The organism is Pseudomonas sp. AK181, from assembly GCF_051122975.1.
Classification (GTDB): Bacteria; Pseudomonadota; Gammaproteobacteria; order Pseudomonadales; family Pseudomonadaceae; genus Aquipseudomonas; species Aquipseudomonas lactis.
The window spans coordinates 2,415,387-2,431,129 of the sequence record NZ_CP146348.1; the positions used below are offsets into that span (position 1 = coordinate 2,415,387).

Below are 15,743 nucleotides of genomic sequence, written 5' to 3' on the forward strand. Positions count from 1 at the left end.
ACCTCATGCAAAGGGGGCCGTCGCCCCCGCGTTTATTTGTGGCGAGCTGAATATTTGCGCGCCACGACAACACCGCCCACTAGCAGCGCTGCGCCTATTGCAACCATCCCATAAGGCGTACGGTGGGTTTGCCGCCAGCCGCCTTCCACACGACGTTCGCCGCTTGCCGGGGTGAAGAGGTTGCCCGCCGACGTCGCGGCGCGCTGGCTGCGCTCCAGGCCGAGGCGGGTGAGCCAGCCGGATAACCGGGCAAAGCCAGGCAGCAAAAAGTGCGCGACGCGGGCCACGGTGGCAGCGCTGCCTACCGTGGTGCTGTCCCTGGGTTGCAGCGCACAGGCCACCATCGCTTGCGCGACTTTATGCGGGTCATAGACCGGTGGCGGTGGCGTCAACTCGTGGCCGGTAAAATTGCCGCCATCGCGAAAGCCCGGTGTGTCCATCACGGCGGGATAGATGTCGCACACATGAATATCCGGGTAGTCAGCCAGTTCGCCACGCAGGGCTTCAGTCAGGCCACGCAGGCCATATTTACTGGCTGAGTAGGCGACGGCATAGGGCTGGGCCACCCAGCTGCCCAGCGACAAGGTGTTGATCAGAATTCCGCTGTTCTGAACTTTGAAATACGGCCACACCACGTGAGCGCCGCGCAGGTACCCGAGCAGGTCGGTTTGCAGCACCTGTTCGTGGGCTTCCAGGGGCGTGTTCTCGAAACGGCCAACCGCACCTACGCCGGCGTTATTGATCCAGATATCAATGCGGCCATTGCCGAAGGCCGCTGCCTGTTCGGCCAATGCGCGCATCTGGTCGCCCTGGGTCACATCGGTTTTAACGGCGACGGCCTCGGCTCCGCGCGCAGCGCATTCCTCCACTACTTCTTGCAGGGCTTTTTCATCACGGGCCGCCAATACCAAGCGGGTACTTTGCTCGGCAAAGGCATGAGCAGCCGCGCGGCCAATGCCGCTGGAGGCGCCGGTGATTACTACGGTCTTGCCGTGCAGTTTTCCCTTGGTCGGCATGCGCCCAGGTAAATCCTCGGGCACGTGGACAGGCACTGGGTGCAGTTGCAGGCGGGTACCGTCAGTCAGTATCAGGGTCAGGTTTTCGAGGGTGCCGGCGACGCGGTCGGGAAATACCGGTTCGCCTGTGGCGTCGAGCTCATCATAGATAAACGTCTGGCCCTCAAGCCATCCGACTGCCGTCATCAGTTCAGGGCCCAGGTAATATTTTCCGTCCAGGAAAAACCCGCTGAAGTTCGGTGTGCGCTCCAGGTTTTCCACGGCGTATCGCTCGCCAGGCCTCATTCCGGTTGCGGTATCAATCATCATGACATCCTCCTTTGGCTGGTCTTGGGTAGAGAAGGGCCCGCAAATGATCGTTCAATCCAAATGACTGAATGGCGGTGTCAGTGCCGGTGGGCCTTTTGGGTTGGGTCGGCGATCTGGATAACCGTGCCCTGGCGCCACGCGTCTGCACCGGGTGCGATGGGCGGCGCGGGGATATCGGCGCGAGCCTTTTTCTTGTCGGCACTGTCGATGCCCAGGCGTTTATCTCGCTCGGCGACCATACGCGGGTCGGCCTGGCCGTCAGCAGTGAACCCCATCATCAATTGCGGGACGCCCAAGGGCAGGCGTTTATCCAGATCGGTATGCCAGGTGTGCCAGGTCTTGCCATAGGTGTGCACCAGCTTCTCCATCAGTGCATGCTCCGCCACCTCGGGGATTCCCGGAGCGACCAGTTGCCCTGACTTCACTTCATGTACATGGCTGTGCCACAGCGCCTTCTCCGGCGCGGGCAGCGTGTTGAACTGCGCCTCGCTGATGATGTACTCCACGCCCATCAACTTGGCATCCTTGCGGTTGCCGTCGTAGATCACGCACTGGATGACCTCCTCGTTGAGGATTGCACAGTAGTGATGGGCTTCCATTTGTACATCGGGATGGCCGTTGTAGAAGTGAAAGCCGTCCAGGTAGGCGTTCAATGCGTCAATGGGGGGGCGAGATTGAAGCAGGGCGGCGCCGGCTTCCAGCGTTCGGGTCGAGGGCGTTGCGGGTTTTCCGGGGGCTTCGACATTCGAGGGGGAGTTGTTGCCAGCGCACGCGCTGAGCAGGGCGAGTGTCATTGTTGCGCAGAGGGATTTTGTCATCCGGTGGGTTGGGGTGTCAGTCATGGTCGGCTGCCTCCTGTTGCCGGTGGGTTGATCAAAGCCAGGGTTAATCCTGTTCTCGTTGGAAAGACGAGCGTACGGGGCGTTCAAAATGCTTTGAGTTGAACACTCACGCATGTGGGAGCTGGCTTGCCTGCGATGACGGCCTCACAGCCGGCCCCTAACTATCTGACGCCCCGCGATCAAACTGTGGGAGCGGGCTTGCTCGCGAAGGCGGCCTGGCAGTCAACACAGTTGGACCGGGTACATATCCGTTATTTAGGTAACGGCCACTTAGGGTTCCGCCCTGACGTGAACTGACCCCCGAATGTTGGACACCTGCCCCCTCGGGAGAGTGTTCCATGACGAAATACAACCTAGCGCTCAAGCAATCATTGATTGAAGAGTGCCTGTCTGCCAGTAGCATCCATGAGGTGGCCCTTAAGCATGACTTGAGTCCATCGCTCCTGCGACGCTGGGTCAAGGGTTTTGAAAAGCACGGCGCCTCTGGCTTGATCGCCAAGTACAGCCATTACGATGCCGAGTTTAAATTAAAGGTTTTGCAGTGCATCAAACAAGATGGACTGTCGGACCAACAGGCCTGTATACGGTTTGATATCCGTGGTCCAAGTAGTATCAGGCAGTGGCGAAAGCTGTACGATGAAGGCGGTGTAGAAGCACTACAACCGCAGCGTCTTAAAGAGTCCAGTATGCCCCGCAAACCTTCCAGGCAACCCAAAGCAAGTCCTGCTCTTCCTGCGGACGCAGAACTGACCCCTGCACAAATGCTCGCAGAACTGGCTTATCTGCGCGCGGAGAATGCCTATCTAAAAAAGCTCGATGCCTTAATCCAAGCGGATCCCCGTACTGCGCAGCCAAAAAAACGCAGGCCGTCCAAGGATTGAGGCATGAGCATCCACTTGCTCTGTTGCTACGTGCTGCGGCACTGGCACGCAGCACCTTCTATTACCAAAGCAAAACACTGCTAACCGACAAGCATGCCGGCCTTAAAGATCGCATCCGCAGCGTCTATCACGGGCATAAGGGGCGTTACGGCTACCGCCGCATCGCCGCGACCCTTGGAAACAGTGGTGAGTTGATCAATCACAAAAAGGTGTATCGACTGATGCAGGTGATAGGCCTCAAGTCGCTGGTCAAAGTGAAGAAATATCGCTCTTACCGAGGTGCTGAAGGGCTTGTTGCGCCTGATCTACTAAAGCGCGAATTCAAGGCAGAAGCCCCTAACGAGAAATGGGCAACCGACGTGACGGAGTTCAAGGTGAAGGGGCAAAAGCTGTTTCTCTCGCCTCTCATGGATTTGTACAACGGCGAGATCCTGGCTTACCAGATCAACCGACGTCCCGAATTCAGGATGGTTTCGACGATGCTGGAAAAAGCCTTCGGGCGACTGAATCAAGGTGACAAACCGATACTGCACTCCGACCAGGGTTGGCAGTACAGGCAGCCTATCTACCGACACATGCTGGCCGAAAAGAGCATCGAGCAGAGCATGTCGCGCAAGGGTAATTGCTTGGACAATGCCGCCATGGAGAGTTTTTTCGGCACGCTCAAGAGCGAGTTTTTCTATTTGGAGTCATTTGAGAGTGTGGAGCAGTTGGCATCAGGCATAGAGGATTACATCGCCTACTACAACCAAGACCGCATAAGCCTCAGACTAAATGGCTTGAGCCCGGTACAATTTCGGACTCAGGCATTAAATCAATAGCGTCCCCTGTCCAACTTTCGGGGGGCAGTTCAACGGCGGCTCACTTTTGAAAAGAGCCCAAAAGTAAGCAAAAGGCTCTTGCCCCACCACTCGGCACCTCGCCTAGGCTCGGTGTGCCCGAACACAGGCTTGAATCCGTGGGCCGCCGCCACGCGCCATCCATGGCGCGGGGCGGCTAACCCGGCGTCCTGCCGGGTTACCCACGAATTCAAGCCTGCGTTCGGCCAGCGTGGTTTAACGGGGCGCTTGAGATCAAAAGCAGAGCAAGGTCAAGAGCGGCTCGCTTCGCATCGTGGTTACCATCGATCGCTGCACGCAGACCCACGTAGGCCTCAGATCGGGCCGTTAGAAGAACCGGAAGAATCCGCCTCCCGCCCTATGTCATCAACCGCGTTAGGCCGCCCCAGCTTGCTGTATTGCTCGCGCAATTTCTGCAGCTCTCGCGATCCGAGCTTATCCAGGCTCAACGCCGCATTGTGGGCCTCTTTGGTGGCACGAATCAGCTCGTCCAGTTTCAGATGAAGAATATCGTTGTCGCGGTTCTGGGTATTCTGGATCAGGAACACCATCAGGAAGGTGATGATGGTAGTGGAGGTATTGATGATTAACTGCCAGGTGTCGTTGTAATGAAAGTAAGGCCCGGTGAGCGCCCAAACAGCAATCAAGCTGACGGCCGTCAGAAAGGTTTTTGAGCTGCCCGCCTGGTTGGAGAGTTTTTGGCAGAATTTCGCGAACTTCATGGTGCTGTCTCCTGGGGGATGTTCCTCTGTAGACCCCAGCGGATTTTCGAAATTCTTTTTTACAAATCGATTTTTTTTGACAAAAATCAATCAGCAACACCCCTCTGCACAGGAGCGTTCAGCATGTCGGTCGCTGCTTCTATCGTTGGATACCTCAAGCACCATCAGTTGGTTATCACGACGGCCGAGTCGTGTACCGCGGGCAAGATCATCACCTTGCTTTCGCAAGTCGACGGCAGTGGTTCGTGGATCGAAAGCGGATACGTGGTGTATTCGCCAGAAGCGAAACAGCGGCTATTAAACGTGCGCCCTTACACCATCGAAACGTTCAATCTCACCAGCTGTGAGGTCGCCCAGGAAATGGCTCACGGCGCGCTGCGCGACAGCCCTGCGGACGTAGCGGTAGCGACCACTGGCCTGCTGGGGCCGGATGGGATGGACGGCATTCCCCCAGGCACTGTCTGTTTTGCCTGGGCCTATCGAAACGGCGGGGCACTGAGTGTGTTCAGTCGCAAGGAACGCTTCATGGGCTCTCGTGAGCAGGTGCAGTTGGCCGCGTCTCTTCACGCGTTGAAATGGCTGCCGCATTTTCACCAGCGGGCGTTGGCGGGTGAACGCGCCTAATGCTGCCAAGTGCGCGCGTTTACGGCTGCGGTTCGATGTCCATCAGCAAGTCGCCGTTGGTCAAGGATTCAGCCGCCTGCACCACGCCACGATAGGCCTGACCGTTCCATTCAAAGCTAATCCAGTGGGCCTTCAGCAATTGCGCGGGCCATGGTGGCGCAAGTTGCAATTGCACACCGGGCGCAGCGCGCACAAGCTGCGCCATGCACTCGCTGGCGAGCGTGTTCACACCGAACAGCGTGTCTTGCAGGTATTCAATGTTGACCGGTTGCAGCGTTGCGTCAGTAGCGTCTGGCATATCTGTTACCCCACCGATGACAGCCAGAAAGACTGCCTGGCGATGACCATTTCTTCGCGTATTTCCCGCACAAGCCGGTTGATCCCCGAAACACCGTGGTAGTGGGCGCGGTTGATGTTGGCGATGGTGAATTGGTCCATACCGCGCGCCGTTACGGTGACTGAAAGGCTGCCGTCCTGGTTGAGCGCGCACTTGACCGCGCACTTGGGAAGGCGAGCGGAAAGAGCCGTTTCGATTTCGGCTTTCGTTAACGTATCCATGAGTTCACCGCATAAAGGACTCAGCGCGTTAAGGCTAGCTCAGAATGACTGCGCGTAAATACTGGCAAGATAATGGCTCTTTAAGAAAGGTCGCCCACAACTTAACGTCGAAAGCCTTTATTTGAACTAAGGTTCGCTCGTTTGCTAAATAGTGGGCAGGATGTTGGCGAGATTAGTTGCGGCGTGTTCAACCTATCAGGTTTGACGGGGCAGCCAGGCTGCCCCTCCCACCGTTACTCAAGAACCCGACTTCCGACCGCCGCCATGGCTGTGCTGGCCACCTTTACGGCCGGCTTCCGAGGCTTTTTCACGGTCGTTGGCGAAGTTCCCGCCCGACGCCTGGCCGCCTTTTTTACCGGCTTCGGAGGCTTTTTCGCGATCATTGGCAAAGTTGCCCGGGTTTTTATTACCTGTAGTCATGATAGTTCTCCAGTCGCTAAGTTAGCGTTTCGTTAGTTGGCCGTTTCGCAACGGACATTTATTCCGATATTGGCTTTTCGGGAAATGTTTTACCGATTTTTCTAACTGGCGACGAACGGTGATTTGCCTGAAAAAGTTATACAAAAACAGGGTGCGATACACCGCTTCGTATAACTTTTATTACCAGTCAGCACTTCTGCATTAATAAGATCGAAACTGCGGGCTTAGTTAACGGTCCCGCCATTCGTCTTTTTCGTCGCACTCCAAAAAAAGGCGTCGTTCCAACAAGGTTCCTATCCTGTGAACGGGAGCTTTTCAGCCATGAAACACAACCCATCCAACCCACAGTACCTGCCGCTCGAGCATCCAGACGCACCCAATGAAGACGGTTGCGTGATCGGCACTGCCGGGCGCGACGAAGACCCCAATGCGACCACCGATTGGGACCATCCCGACAGCGCCGCAACACCCGCGGACGCCAGCATCAAACCCGCCAGCGGTACGCCCGGAATCGACGTCGTGCCCGAATCGGAAAACCACGGCGCCGATTGAGAAAACTGCGCGACAAGCGCCGTTTCGCTTGGCCTGCAGCGCATTACCGCTGGTCGTGAGGCGTCGGTTTATTTTGAAATTTTCCACGCACCGGCCACTTCCCATGCAAGGTAGGCGCGCATTCCAGCAGGGCGCCTTTTTCCGTAAGCCTGAGGAGATTTGTTCATGTTTCTACATAACAAGCGACTTCAATACACCGTCCGTGTCGCCGAGCCCAACCCGGGGCTGGCCAACCTTTTGCTCGAGCAGTTTGGCGGCGCTCAAGGCGAGTTGGCCGCCGCGTCCCGTTACTTCACCCAAGCCTTGGCGGAAGACGACCCAGGGCGCAAAGATTTGCTGATGGACATTGCCACCGAAGAACTCAGCCATCTGGAGATCGTCGGTTCCATCATCGTCATGCTCAACAAGGGCGCCAAGGGGCGGATGGCCGAAGGCGTGGAAGAGGAGGGCGAGTTGTACCGGGCGCTCAATGGCGCCGGCAATGACTCGCATATCACCAGCCTGCTGTACGGGGCCGGCTCGCCGTTGACCAACTCTGCCGGTGTGCCGTGGACCGCAGCCTACATTGACACCATCGGTGAACCCACCGCAGACATGCGCTCGAATATCGCCGCCGAAGCTCGGGCCAAAATCGTCTATGAGCGGCTGATGAACGTCACCGATGACCCTGGCGTGAAAGATGCGCTGGGGTTTTTGATGACGCGGGAAATCGCACACCAGATATCCTTTGAAAAAGCGCTGCATGCCATTCAACCGAATTTCCCCCAAGGCAAGTTGCCGGGCAAACCGGAGTTCACCCAGGTGTACTTCAACATGTCCCAAGGTGCGCAGGACCTGCGCGGCCCTTGGAACCAGGGTGACGGTTGGGAGTTCGTGGAAAACCCACAACCGGCGGTCGATGGCGGTGACGGCACCGCCAGCGTGCAGTTGGACGCAGGCGATGAAGCGGCGCTGAGCGCGATGAAGATCCGCACGCTCTCGGACCCCACCAGCGACCCGACGACCGGCGCTGACCTGGGCAGGGGGCTGCAGCCAAAACCTGAGCCATGATCCAAGGCGGTACTGTCGCGCGGCGCCCAACCTTAAGGCGCCGCGCCCTTTAGGTGGTAGATGGCACTGCGCAGCGTTTTCACGGTCCATGGAACACATACCACGTATCTGGAGGTGAACCTTGGCGACAAAGAAGAAGCCTGTGGTCGACGGTATGGAATTGGCGATGCTGTCTGCCAGCCGCAAAGACCTGTTCTTTGCGGCCATGCAAGCCAGCCACAGCGCAATGATCGTGACCGATCCCGCCGAGCCTGATAACCCGATCATCTTTGCCAACCAGGCGTTCCTGACCCTGACAGGCTTTGAACTGGACGAAGTGATCGGACGCAATTGCCGGTTCCTGCAGGGGCCCCAAACCGATAAAAACGCGCTGCACCAGGTGCAACGCGCAGTTGAGCGCCACCATGAGGCGTGTGTCGAGGTGCTCAATTACCGCAAGGACGGCTCGACCTTCTGGAACGAGCTGTTCATTTCGCCGTTGTTCAACGAACGTGGGCAACTGGTGTATTTTTTCGCCTCGCAGTTGGACGTGAGCCGGCGCCATGACGCTGAACAGCGCGTGCGTCGCGCACAAGATTTGGAAGCGCTGGGGCAACTGACCGGTGGCATCGCCCATGACTTCAATAACCTGCTGCAAGTGATGATGGGCTATCTCGACTTGATCCAGCAGAGCGCCAAGCGCCCCGGCAGCGATCCGCAGCGCATCGTCAACAGTGCCAGCCGTGCCAGGGCGGCGGCGGAAAAAGCGCAAACCCTGACCCAGCAGTTGCTGGCGTTTTCGCGCAAGCAACGGCTCGACAGCCGGGTGATCAACCTGAACAGTTTGCTCGGTCGCCCGGATTTTATGGCGCGTGCGCTGCAAGGCGTCGAGTTGCATGTGGAGCTTGCCGACGAGCTGTGGAATTGCCGCATCGACCCGGTTCAGGCGGAGCTGGCGGTGCAGCATCTGTTGTCCAATGCCCAGCATGCTTTGCTCGGGCGTGCTGACCCGACTGTCACCGTCAAGACCTGCAACGGCCAGGTGCCGGGCGATGTCGATGCCGAGCGTGAGGGGTTGGCCGAGGGCTGTTACGTGAGCATTTCGGTCTCGGATAACGGCAACGGTATCGACGCAGGTATTCAGGACAAAGTCATGCAGCCGTTCTTCACCACCAAGGAAGAAGGCCAGGGCTCGGGCCTGGGGTTGTCGATGGTGTATGGCTTCGTCAAGCAATCGGGCGGCACGGCGCGGATTCATTCGGACCCGGGTATCGGTACGACGATACGCTTGTACTTTCCGGCCGATGACAGCCAACTCTGGGTTGAGCAGACACCCACGGCCACCTCACCGCAAGGTAGCGAGCGCATCCTGATCGTGGAAGACCGGCCTGAGGTCGCCGAGTTGGCGCAGGTGATCCTCTCTGATTACGGTTACCACACGGCCATCGCCCACAATGCCGCCGAGGCATTGGGCATGCTCAAGCAGGCGACGTATGACTTGGTGTTCAGTGACTTGATCATGCCCGGTGCGATGAATGGCGCAGCACTGGCGCGGGAGGTGTCGCGCTTGTATCCGCACATCAGGATCTTGCTGACCACCGGCTATGCGAAAGACTCGCTGGCCCGCGCGGACATAGAGGTGCATGAATTCGAGTTGATTCCCAAGCCGTATCAACCCGCTGACCTGCCCCGCAAAATCCGTGCGGTGCTCGATGCCAGACAGCCGACGACGATATGACCCTCTCTCTGTAGGAGCGAGCTTGCTCGCGAAAAACTCACAGGCGCCACGTTTATTCAGGCAACCCGCGTTATCGTTGACGTTTTTCGCGAGCAAGCTCGCTCCTACAGGGAGGGCGTCGCCCGCAGAGGTACCTCAGCACCGCCAACGCCAGGTTAAGCGCCAGCACCAACACAATCGAAAACCCGAATATCCTGCGCGCCCAGCCGGTCGGATCAGTCAGCCGTGTACTGTTGGCCGCGAGGGCGAGCCAATACCCCCCAAGCCCGAGCATCACCACAAAATACAACGCTGCCATCTGCGCCACAGCGCCCAGCACCAGGGCGCTGGCGAGGAAGGCCAGCATGTACGCCTGGATCTGCCGATGGGCTTGGGCCAGGCTCAACAACGGCAGGCCTGCCGCGCGGAAATCCTCGCGGCGCATCACGGTGATGGCGTGTGAATGCGGCATCTGCCAGCAGCAAAACACCACGATCAGCAGCCACGCCGTGAGGTCAAACCGCCCGGTGACCGCGCAATAGCCGATCACCGGCGGCATCGCCCCGGAGACGCTGCCGATCAAGGTGGCCCAGTGGGAACGCCGCTTGAGCCAGTAGGTGTAGACCCCCGCATAGATCACCAGCCCGACCATGGCCAGCATGCACGCCAACGCATTGCTGCCGGCCCACAACAAGCCAAAACCGCAGGCGCCCAGGACGACCGCATAGCCTGCGGCAGTGGACACCTTGATGGTGCGCAGTGCCAGCGGACGGTGACAGGTGCGCACCATGCGCCGGTCGATGTCGCGGTCAATACAGTTGTTGATGACACAACCGCACCCGATCACCAGAGCCGTGCCGAGCAGGGTCGCGAGCCCGTGCGTCACCGAGGCCACATGCGCGCTGGCGGCGAGCAGGTAACCGCCCAGCACCGAGGCCAGGTTGCCGACAATAATGCCCGGCTTGGTGAGCTCGATGGCGGTATGGAACAGCCCCCGCCAGTGTTTCAGTGCGCCAGCATGTTGTGATGAATACTGTCCATGATCCATAACGAAAGCCCCACCAACAGAAGAATGATGACCGCCGAGAAAATCAGCGCAATCAGGTTCCAGCGTTGTTCTTCGGCCGTGTCCAGGTGCAGGAAGAACTTGAGGTGGACCACGATTTGTATCGCGCCCAACGCCACCACCAGCCACGCGGTGAAGGTGCGCGGCAGTGACGGGAACATCACCAGGCCGAACGGGATCAGGGTGAGCAGTACCGACACCAGGAACCCGACCAGGTAGGAGCGGCTGCTGCCATGGCTCGTACCGGCACTGCTGTGAAGCGAGCTTTGCTTGTACATGTCACACCACCCCCAACAGATAGACCACGGTAAAGACGCAGATCCACACCACGTCCAGAAAGTGCCAGAACAGGCTCAGGCAACTGAGCCGGGTGGCGTTGGTGCTGGTCAGGCCGCGTTGCTTGACCTGAACCATCAGCACCGCCATCCAGATCAGCCCGGTCAACACGTGCGCGCCGTGGGTGCCGACGAGGGTGAAGAAGGCCGTCAGAAACCCACTGCGGTCCGGCCCGTAGCCTTCTGCGATCAAGTGGTGGAATTCATTGATCTCCATGGCGATGAAGCCCGCGCCCAGCACGAACGTGAGCCCCAGCCAGCGCAACACATCGCGTTGCTTACCGTGGTTCATGGCGAGCATGGCGTAGCCGTAGGTGATACTGCTCAACAGCAGCAGCATGGTTTCGGCCAGCACATAGGGCAGTTCGAAAATGTCCATGCTCGACGGCCCGCCCGCCACGCTGTCGCGCAACACGGCGTAGCCGGCGAACAAGGTCGCGAACAGGATGCAGTCGGTCATCAGGTAGATCCAGAACCCGAACAGGCTCAGGGAACCGGCGTCTTCATGCCCTTGTTCGTGGGTATGGGCAATGTCTTTTTCCATAACGATATTGGACATGGGTCAAGCCTCCGCCAGGTCTTTGAGACGGGCCGTTTCAATGCGCGCGACTTCCTGCGCGGGCACGAAGTAATCGGTGTCTTCGTCGTAGCTGCGCACCACGAACGCCACCACCGAGGCCACCAGGCCGAACGCCGCCATCCACCAGATGTGCCACACCAGCGCAAAGCTGCAGACCAGCGCAAACAAGCTGATCACCAGGCCCGACGCGGTATTGCGCGGCATGTGGATGCTGCGATAGTCGGTGTGGCTGAGGGTGCTGACGCCGCGCTCCTTCATGCCCCAGTACGCGTCCAGGTCATTGACCTTGGGCTGCTCGGCGAAGTTGTACAGCGGCGGCGGGGACGCGGTGGCCCATTCCAGGGTGCGCCCGTCCCAGGGATCGCCGGTGCGGTCGCGGTATTGATGACGGTTGCGGATGCTGACAAACAATTGCAAGGCTTGCGCCGCCACGCCGCAGAGGATGATTGCCACCCCCACCAGCTCCAGCAGCAGCCAGGGCCGCCACTCGGGGTTGTCGAAATGATTGAGACGGCGCGTCATGCCCATGAAGCCCAGCACGTAAGAGGGCATGAACGCGAAATAAAAGCCCACCAGCCAGCACCAGAACGCGATGCGCCCCAGCTTGTCGTTCAAGCGGAAACCGAACGCCTTGGGGAACCAATACGTCAGGCCGGCCATGTAGCCGAACACCGCGCCACCGATGATCACGTTGTGAAAGTGCGCGATCAGGAACAGGCTGTTGTGCAGCAGGAAGTCGGCGCCCGGTACCGCCAGCAGCACCCCGGTCATGCCGCCGATGCTGAAGGTCACGATAAAGCCCAGGGTCCATAGCATGGGCGTTTCGAAACGCACGCGGCCACGGTACATGGTGAACAGCCAGGTGAAGATCTTCACCCCGGTGGGCACCGCGATGATCATCGTCATGATGCCGAAAAACGCGTTGACGTTGCCGCCGGCCCCCATGGTGAAAAAGTGATGCAGCCACACGATGAACGACAACACGGTGATCGCGATGGTCGCCCACACCAGCGACACGTAGCCGAACAACCGCTTGCTGCTGAACGTGGCCGCGATCTCCGAGAACACCCCGAACGCCGGCAGGATCAGGATGTACACCTCCGGATGCCCCCAGGCCCAGATGAGGTTCACATACATCATCGGGTTGCCGCCGGCCTCGTTGGTAAAGAAATGCATGCCCAGGTAACGGTCCAGGGTCAGCATCAGCAGGGTGGCGGTGAGGATCGGGAATGCCGCCAGAATCAGCACCGAGGTGCACAGCGCGTTCCAGGTGAACACCGGCATCTTGAACAGCGTCATGCCTTCGGTGCGCATCTTCAGGATGGTGACGAAGAAATTCACCCCCGTGAGCAGCGTGCCGATGCCGGATATCTGCAATGACCAGATGTAGTAATCCACGCCGACACCGGGGCTATAGCCCAGTTCGGATAACGGCGGATAAGCGACCCAACCGGTGCGCGCGAACTCACCCACCCCCAGCGAAATGTTCACCAGCGCCGCGCCCACTACGAACAGCCAGAAACTCAGGGCGTTGAGAAACGGATAAGCCACATCGCGAGCGCCGATCTGCAACGGCACGACGATGTTCATCAAGCCGACCACGAAGGGCATGGCCATGAAGAAGATCATGATCACACCGTGGGCGGTGAAGATCTGGTCGTAATGTTCCGGCGGCAGGTAGCCCGGCCCGCCGCTGGCGGCCATGGCTTGCTGGGTGCGCATCATGATCGCATCGGAGAACCCGCGCAGCAGCATCACCAGCGCGACGATGATGTACATGCAACCGATCTTCTTGTGGTCTACCGAGGTGAACCACTCGCGCCACAAATAGCCCCACTTGCGTTTCCAGGTGATCGCGCCCACCAGCGCCACCCCGATCAGGCCGACGATGGCCAGGGTGTACATCACAATGGGTTCAGTGGTTGGGATCGCATCCCACGACAGTTTTCCGAACATGGTTACCGCTCCTCAGCCAGCAGACTTGGGTGTTGATCGGTGCGTTGTGCCGCGTCGCTCAAGGGCGAGCGCCGGGGTTTATTGGCCTTGTTCATGCCTTCGTATTTGTCGACGATGTCCAGGAACAGGCGCTCCTGTACCGCCGAGTAATAGGTCACGGGGTGCTTGAAGGTGGGCTTGGCCAATTGCGCGTAAGTGCTGTGGTCCAGAGGCGTGGCCGCGCCCTTGACCTTTGTCACCCAGGTCTGGAAGTCGGCAGCGCTCAGGGACAGCGTGGTGAAATGCATGTCGGAAAAACCGGGGCCGTTGTAGTTGGCGGCGATCCCTCTGAACTCACCGGTCTCGTTGGCGATCAGGTGCAGCTTGGTCTGCATGCCGGCCATGGCGTAGATCTGCCCGCCGAGTGCCGGAATAAAGAACGAGGTCATGGCCGCGTCGGAGGTGACGGTGAAACTCACCGGCGTGTGCACCGGCAGGGCCAGCTCGTTGACGCTGGCGATGCCCAAGTCCGGGTAGATAAACAGCCATTTCCAGTCGGTGGCCACCACCTGCACGTTGATGGGCGGGGTGTCTGACTCCAGCGGGCGATAGGGATCGAGTGCGTGGGTGGTCTCCCAGGTCACCCATCCCAGGACGATGATGATCAGCAGGGGAACGCCCCACACCACCGCCTCGATTTTGTGCGAGCTGGCCCAGCGGGGGGAGTAACGGGCTTTTTTATTGGTGGCGCGGTAGCGGTAGGCGAAGACAAACATCATCACAATCACCGGGACGACCACCAGCAGCATCAGGCCGGTGGCGAGAATGATCAGGTCGCGCTCATCGGTTGCTACTTGCCCCTTGGGGTTGAAAACCACCAGGTTGCAACTGGTGAGTAAGAAGAGGCTGGTGATAGTGACCAGGCAATAACCCATCGCTCGTTTCATGCCTTGCTCCTGTGTTGGAAACTTGCGTTTTGCTGTGCCGAATCTGTGCCCGCGCGTTAACTAAGCGAAGCGCTTATTAACACCAGGAGCCATCAGGTGATAAACATTCGGCAATAAGATGCCGTCAGTAGATAAAGTGCTTCTACTGTCCGGCTCTATTGGCTTTTGCTGCCGCTCTGCGGGGCGCATTTCGCCGCGCTCCCGAACATTTTGAATAGAGCCCTGTGGGTTGGTTTAACAATTTGTTTCCTCGCCTGACGAACGGTTTAACAGGCGAAGCGGTAAAGGGTTTTTATCGGTGCATGATGGAGGTGGCCTTGGAAAAAGTCTGAATTCTGGTGAACAAGTTCAGTCGTTAGTTGATGGCCAACCCCACTAACGGTTTTGGAGAAGAGCTATGTTTATGCGTGGCAAAACCTATGAAGCCTGGGCCGCCAAGGCACTCGACGAAGAGTGCTTTACCCAGGAGGTTGAAAACGGCTGCCATATCGAAGTCAGGGCCCGGGAGCGGGAAGATGGGGATATTGAAGTGCTGCTGTGCGTCTACACCGCGACGGGGCAATGCGTGGTGGAACGTACCAGGCAATTGCCGGGTGCCGAATGGACGGTGCGCGACGCGCTCAAACGCGGTATTGATCAGGCGGAACGGATTGCTGGTGGTGAGTCCGGTCGACTGCCCTGTGCTGATGCTCACTTGCACGACGACGATTGAAGTTCGCGGCCGACAGTCGAGACCTACATGAGGCCCCGCGCTGCAAATGTGGGAGCTGGCTTGCCTGCGATGGCGGCCTAACAGTCAACACAGTTGGTTTGTGTACATATCCATTGCTGCGGTAACGGCCACTTAGGGTTCCGCCTGACGGCGGCTCACTTTTGAAAAGAGCCCAAAAGTAAGCAAAAGGCTCTTGCCCCACCACTCGGCACCTCGCTTAGGCTCGGTGTGCCCGAACGCAGGCTTGAATCCGTGGGCCGCCGCCACGCGCCATCCATGGCGCGGGGCGGCTAACCCGGCGTCCTGCCGGGTTACCCACGAATTCAAGCCTGCGTTCGGCCAGCGTGGTTTAACGGGGCGCCTGAGATCAAGATCAAGAGCAGAGCAAGATCACGAGCGGCTCGCTTCGCATCGTGGTTACCGTCGGTCGCTACGTCACGGGAGCAAGCTCCCTCGCCACAGGGTGTAGCGCCGCCGCAAATAAAAAAGCCCGCACGGAGTGCGGGCAAGACAGGAGTTTTTTACCAAGAGCCTGGAGTGAGCAGACTCACTATTAAGAAACAAAAGATGCATGAACCGTTTTATTTTTTTAATGTGAGGCCGACGAACGGTAGTGCAACGGCAAGTGCATGTTTGTCGTCACTCAAACATTAAAAATT

At 58.6% G+C, this 15,743-nt stretch carries 17 protein-coding genes; 6 read left to right on the top strand and 11 right to left on the bottom strand.

All coding sequences use genetic code 11. The annotated features are described in order from the left end of the window. Window positions 1–32: 32 nt before the first annotated feature. Window positions 33–1,322, bottom strand: a complete 1,290-nt coding sequence (locus V8689_RS11600) for an SDR family oxidoreductase (RefSeq protein ID WP_060766121.1) — start codon at window positions 1,320–1,322, stop codon at window positions 33–35. Window positions 1,323–1,402: 80 nt separating this feature from the next. Continuing rightward, window positions 1,403–2,167, bottom strand: coding sequence for an OBAP family protein (locus tag V8689_RS11605; RefSeq protein WP_056787526.1), 765 nt, complete (start codon window positions 2,165–2,167; stop codon window positions 1,403–1,405). Window positions 2,168–2,505: 338 nt separating this feature from the next. Between V8689_RS11605 and V8689_RS11610 the strand changes: the two genes are divergently transcribed. Continuing rightward, window positions 2,506–3,869 (top strand): IS3 family transposase gene (locus tag V8689_RS11610; RefSeq protein ID WP_155717239.1). Its coding sequence is split into 2 segments (ribosomal slippage): window positions 2,506–2,971 and window positions 2,971–3,869, totalling 1,365 coding nucleotides; the frame shifts between segments, so codons are not numbered across the junction. 332 nt (window positions 3,870–4,201) lie between these two features. On the opposite strand, the gene V8689_RS11615 is transcribed toward V8689_RS11610, so the two are convergent. Next, window positions 4,202–4,609, bottom strand: coding sequence for a low affinity iron permease family protein (locus V8689_RS11615; protein ID WP_056784057.1), 408 nt, complete (start codon window positions 4,607–4,609; stop codon window positions 4,202–4,204). Between the two features lie 123 nt (window positions 4,610–4,732). On the opposite strand from V8689_RS11615, the gene V8689_RS11620 reads away from it, so the two are divergent. Then, window positions 4,733–5,233 (top strand): CinA family protein, encoded by a 501-nt coding sequence (locus V8689_RS11620; RefSeq protein WP_056784062.1) that lies wholly within the window; start codon window positions 4,733–4,735, stop codon window positions 5,231–5,233. A 19-nt stretch (window positions 5,234–5,252) separates the two neighbouring features. Here V8689_RS11620 and V8689_RS11625 read toward each other — a convergent pair whose 3' ends face one another. From V8689_RS11625 to V8689_RS11635, 3 genes are all read right to left on the bottom strand, one after another. Beyond that, a complete protein-coding gene (locus V8689_RS11625) occupies window positions 5,253–5,531 on the bottom strand; it encodes a hypothetical protein (protein ID WP_056784064.1) in 279 nt (92 codons plus the stop codon). Window positions 5,532–5,536: 5 nt separating this feature from the next. Next, window positions 5,537–5,791: a hypothetical protein gene (locus V8689_RS11630; RefSeq protein ID WP_056784067.1), complete on the bottom strand. Its 255-nt coding sequence runs from the start codon at window positions 5,789–5,791 to the stop codon at window positions 5,537–5,539. Window positions 5,792–6,028: 237 nt separating this feature from the next. Next, complete coding sequence (locus tag V8689_RS11635) at window positions 6,029–6,211, bottom strand: general stress protein (RefSeq protein WP_003190457.1); 183 nt, start codon at window positions 6,209–6,211, stop codon at window positions 6,029–6,031. Window positions 6,212–6,532: 321 nt separating this feature from the next. On the opposite strand from V8689_RS11635, the gene V8689_RS11640 reads away from it, so the two are divergent. From V8689_RS11640 to V8689_RS11650, 3 genes are all read left to right on the top strand, one after another. Continuing rightward, complete coding sequence (locus V8689_RS11640) at window positions 6,533–6,763, top strand: hypothetical protein (RefSeq protein ID WP_434520717.1); 231 nt, start codon at window positions 6,533–6,535, stop codon at window positions 6,761–6,763. Window positions 6,764–6,928: 165 nt separating this feature from the next. Next, on the top strand, window positions 6,929–7,813 hold the full coding sequence (locus tag V8689_RS11645; RefSeq protein WP_056784075.1) for a manganese catalase family protein: 885 nt from the start codon (window positions 6,929–6,931) through the stop codon (window positions 7,811–7,813). A 166-nt stretch (window positions 7,814–7,979) separates the two neighbouring features. Beyond that, the gene (locus tag V8689_RS11650) at window positions 7,980–9,530 is read left to right on the top strand and encodes a histidine kinase famiy protein (protein ID WP_230962060.1); all 1,551 of its coding nucleotides are present in this window, start codon (window positions 7,980–7,982) and stop codon (window positions 9,528–9,530) included. Between the two features lie 70 nt (window positions 9,531–9,600). On the opposite strand, the gene cyoE is transcribed toward V8689_RS11650, so the two are convergent. The 5 genes from cyoE to cyoA are packed head-to-tail and all read right to left on the bottom strand — an operon-like array spanning window position 9,601 to window position 14,372. Continuing rightward, complete coding sequence (cyoE, locus tag V8689_RS11655) at window positions 9,601–10,557, bottom strand: heme o synthase (protein WP_434520718.1); 957 nt, start codon at window positions 10,555–10,557, stop codon at window positions 9,601–9,603. After that, the gene (gene cyoD, locus V8689_RS11660) at window positions 10,515–10,853 is read right to left on the bottom strand and encodes a cytochrome o ubiquinol oxidase subunit IV (RefSeq protein ID WP_019821483.1); all 339 of its coding nucleotides are present in this window, start codon (window positions 10,851–10,853) and stop codon (window positions 10,515–10,517) included. The genes cyoE and cyoD overlap by 43 nt, the downstream gene beginning before the upstream one ends. Window position 10,854: 1 nt before the next feature. Beyond that, a complete protein-coding gene (locus V8689_RS11665) occupies window positions 10,855–11,469 on the bottom strand; it encodes a cytochrome o ubiquinol oxidase subunit III (protein WP_003190467.1) in 615 nt (204 codons plus the stop codon). A 3-nt stretch (window positions 11,470–11,472) separates the two neighbouring features. After that, on the bottom strand, window positions 11,473–13,446 hold the full coding sequence (cyoB, locus tag V8689_RS11670) for a cytochrome o ubiquinol oxidase subunit I (RefSeq protein WP_056784085.1): 1,974 nt from the start codon (window positions 13,444–13,446) through the stop codon (window positions 11,473–11,475). 2 nt (window positions 13,447–13,448) lie between these two features. Next, entirely contained in the window at window positions 13,449–14,372 is a 924-nt protein-coding gene (gene cyoA, locus V8689_RS11675; protein ID WP_056784087.1) for a ubiquinol oxidase subunit II, read from the bottom strand. Between the two features lie 397 nt (window positions 14,373–14,769). Between cyoA and V8689_RS11680 the strand changes: the two genes are divergently transcribed. Next, on the top strand, window positions 14,770–15,084 hold the full coding sequence (locus tag V8689_RS11680; RefSeq protein WP_056784090.1) for a hypothetical protein: 315 nt from the start codon (window positions 14,770–14,772) through the stop codon (window positions 15,082–15,084). Window positions 15,085–15,743 lie beyond the last annotated feature (659 nt).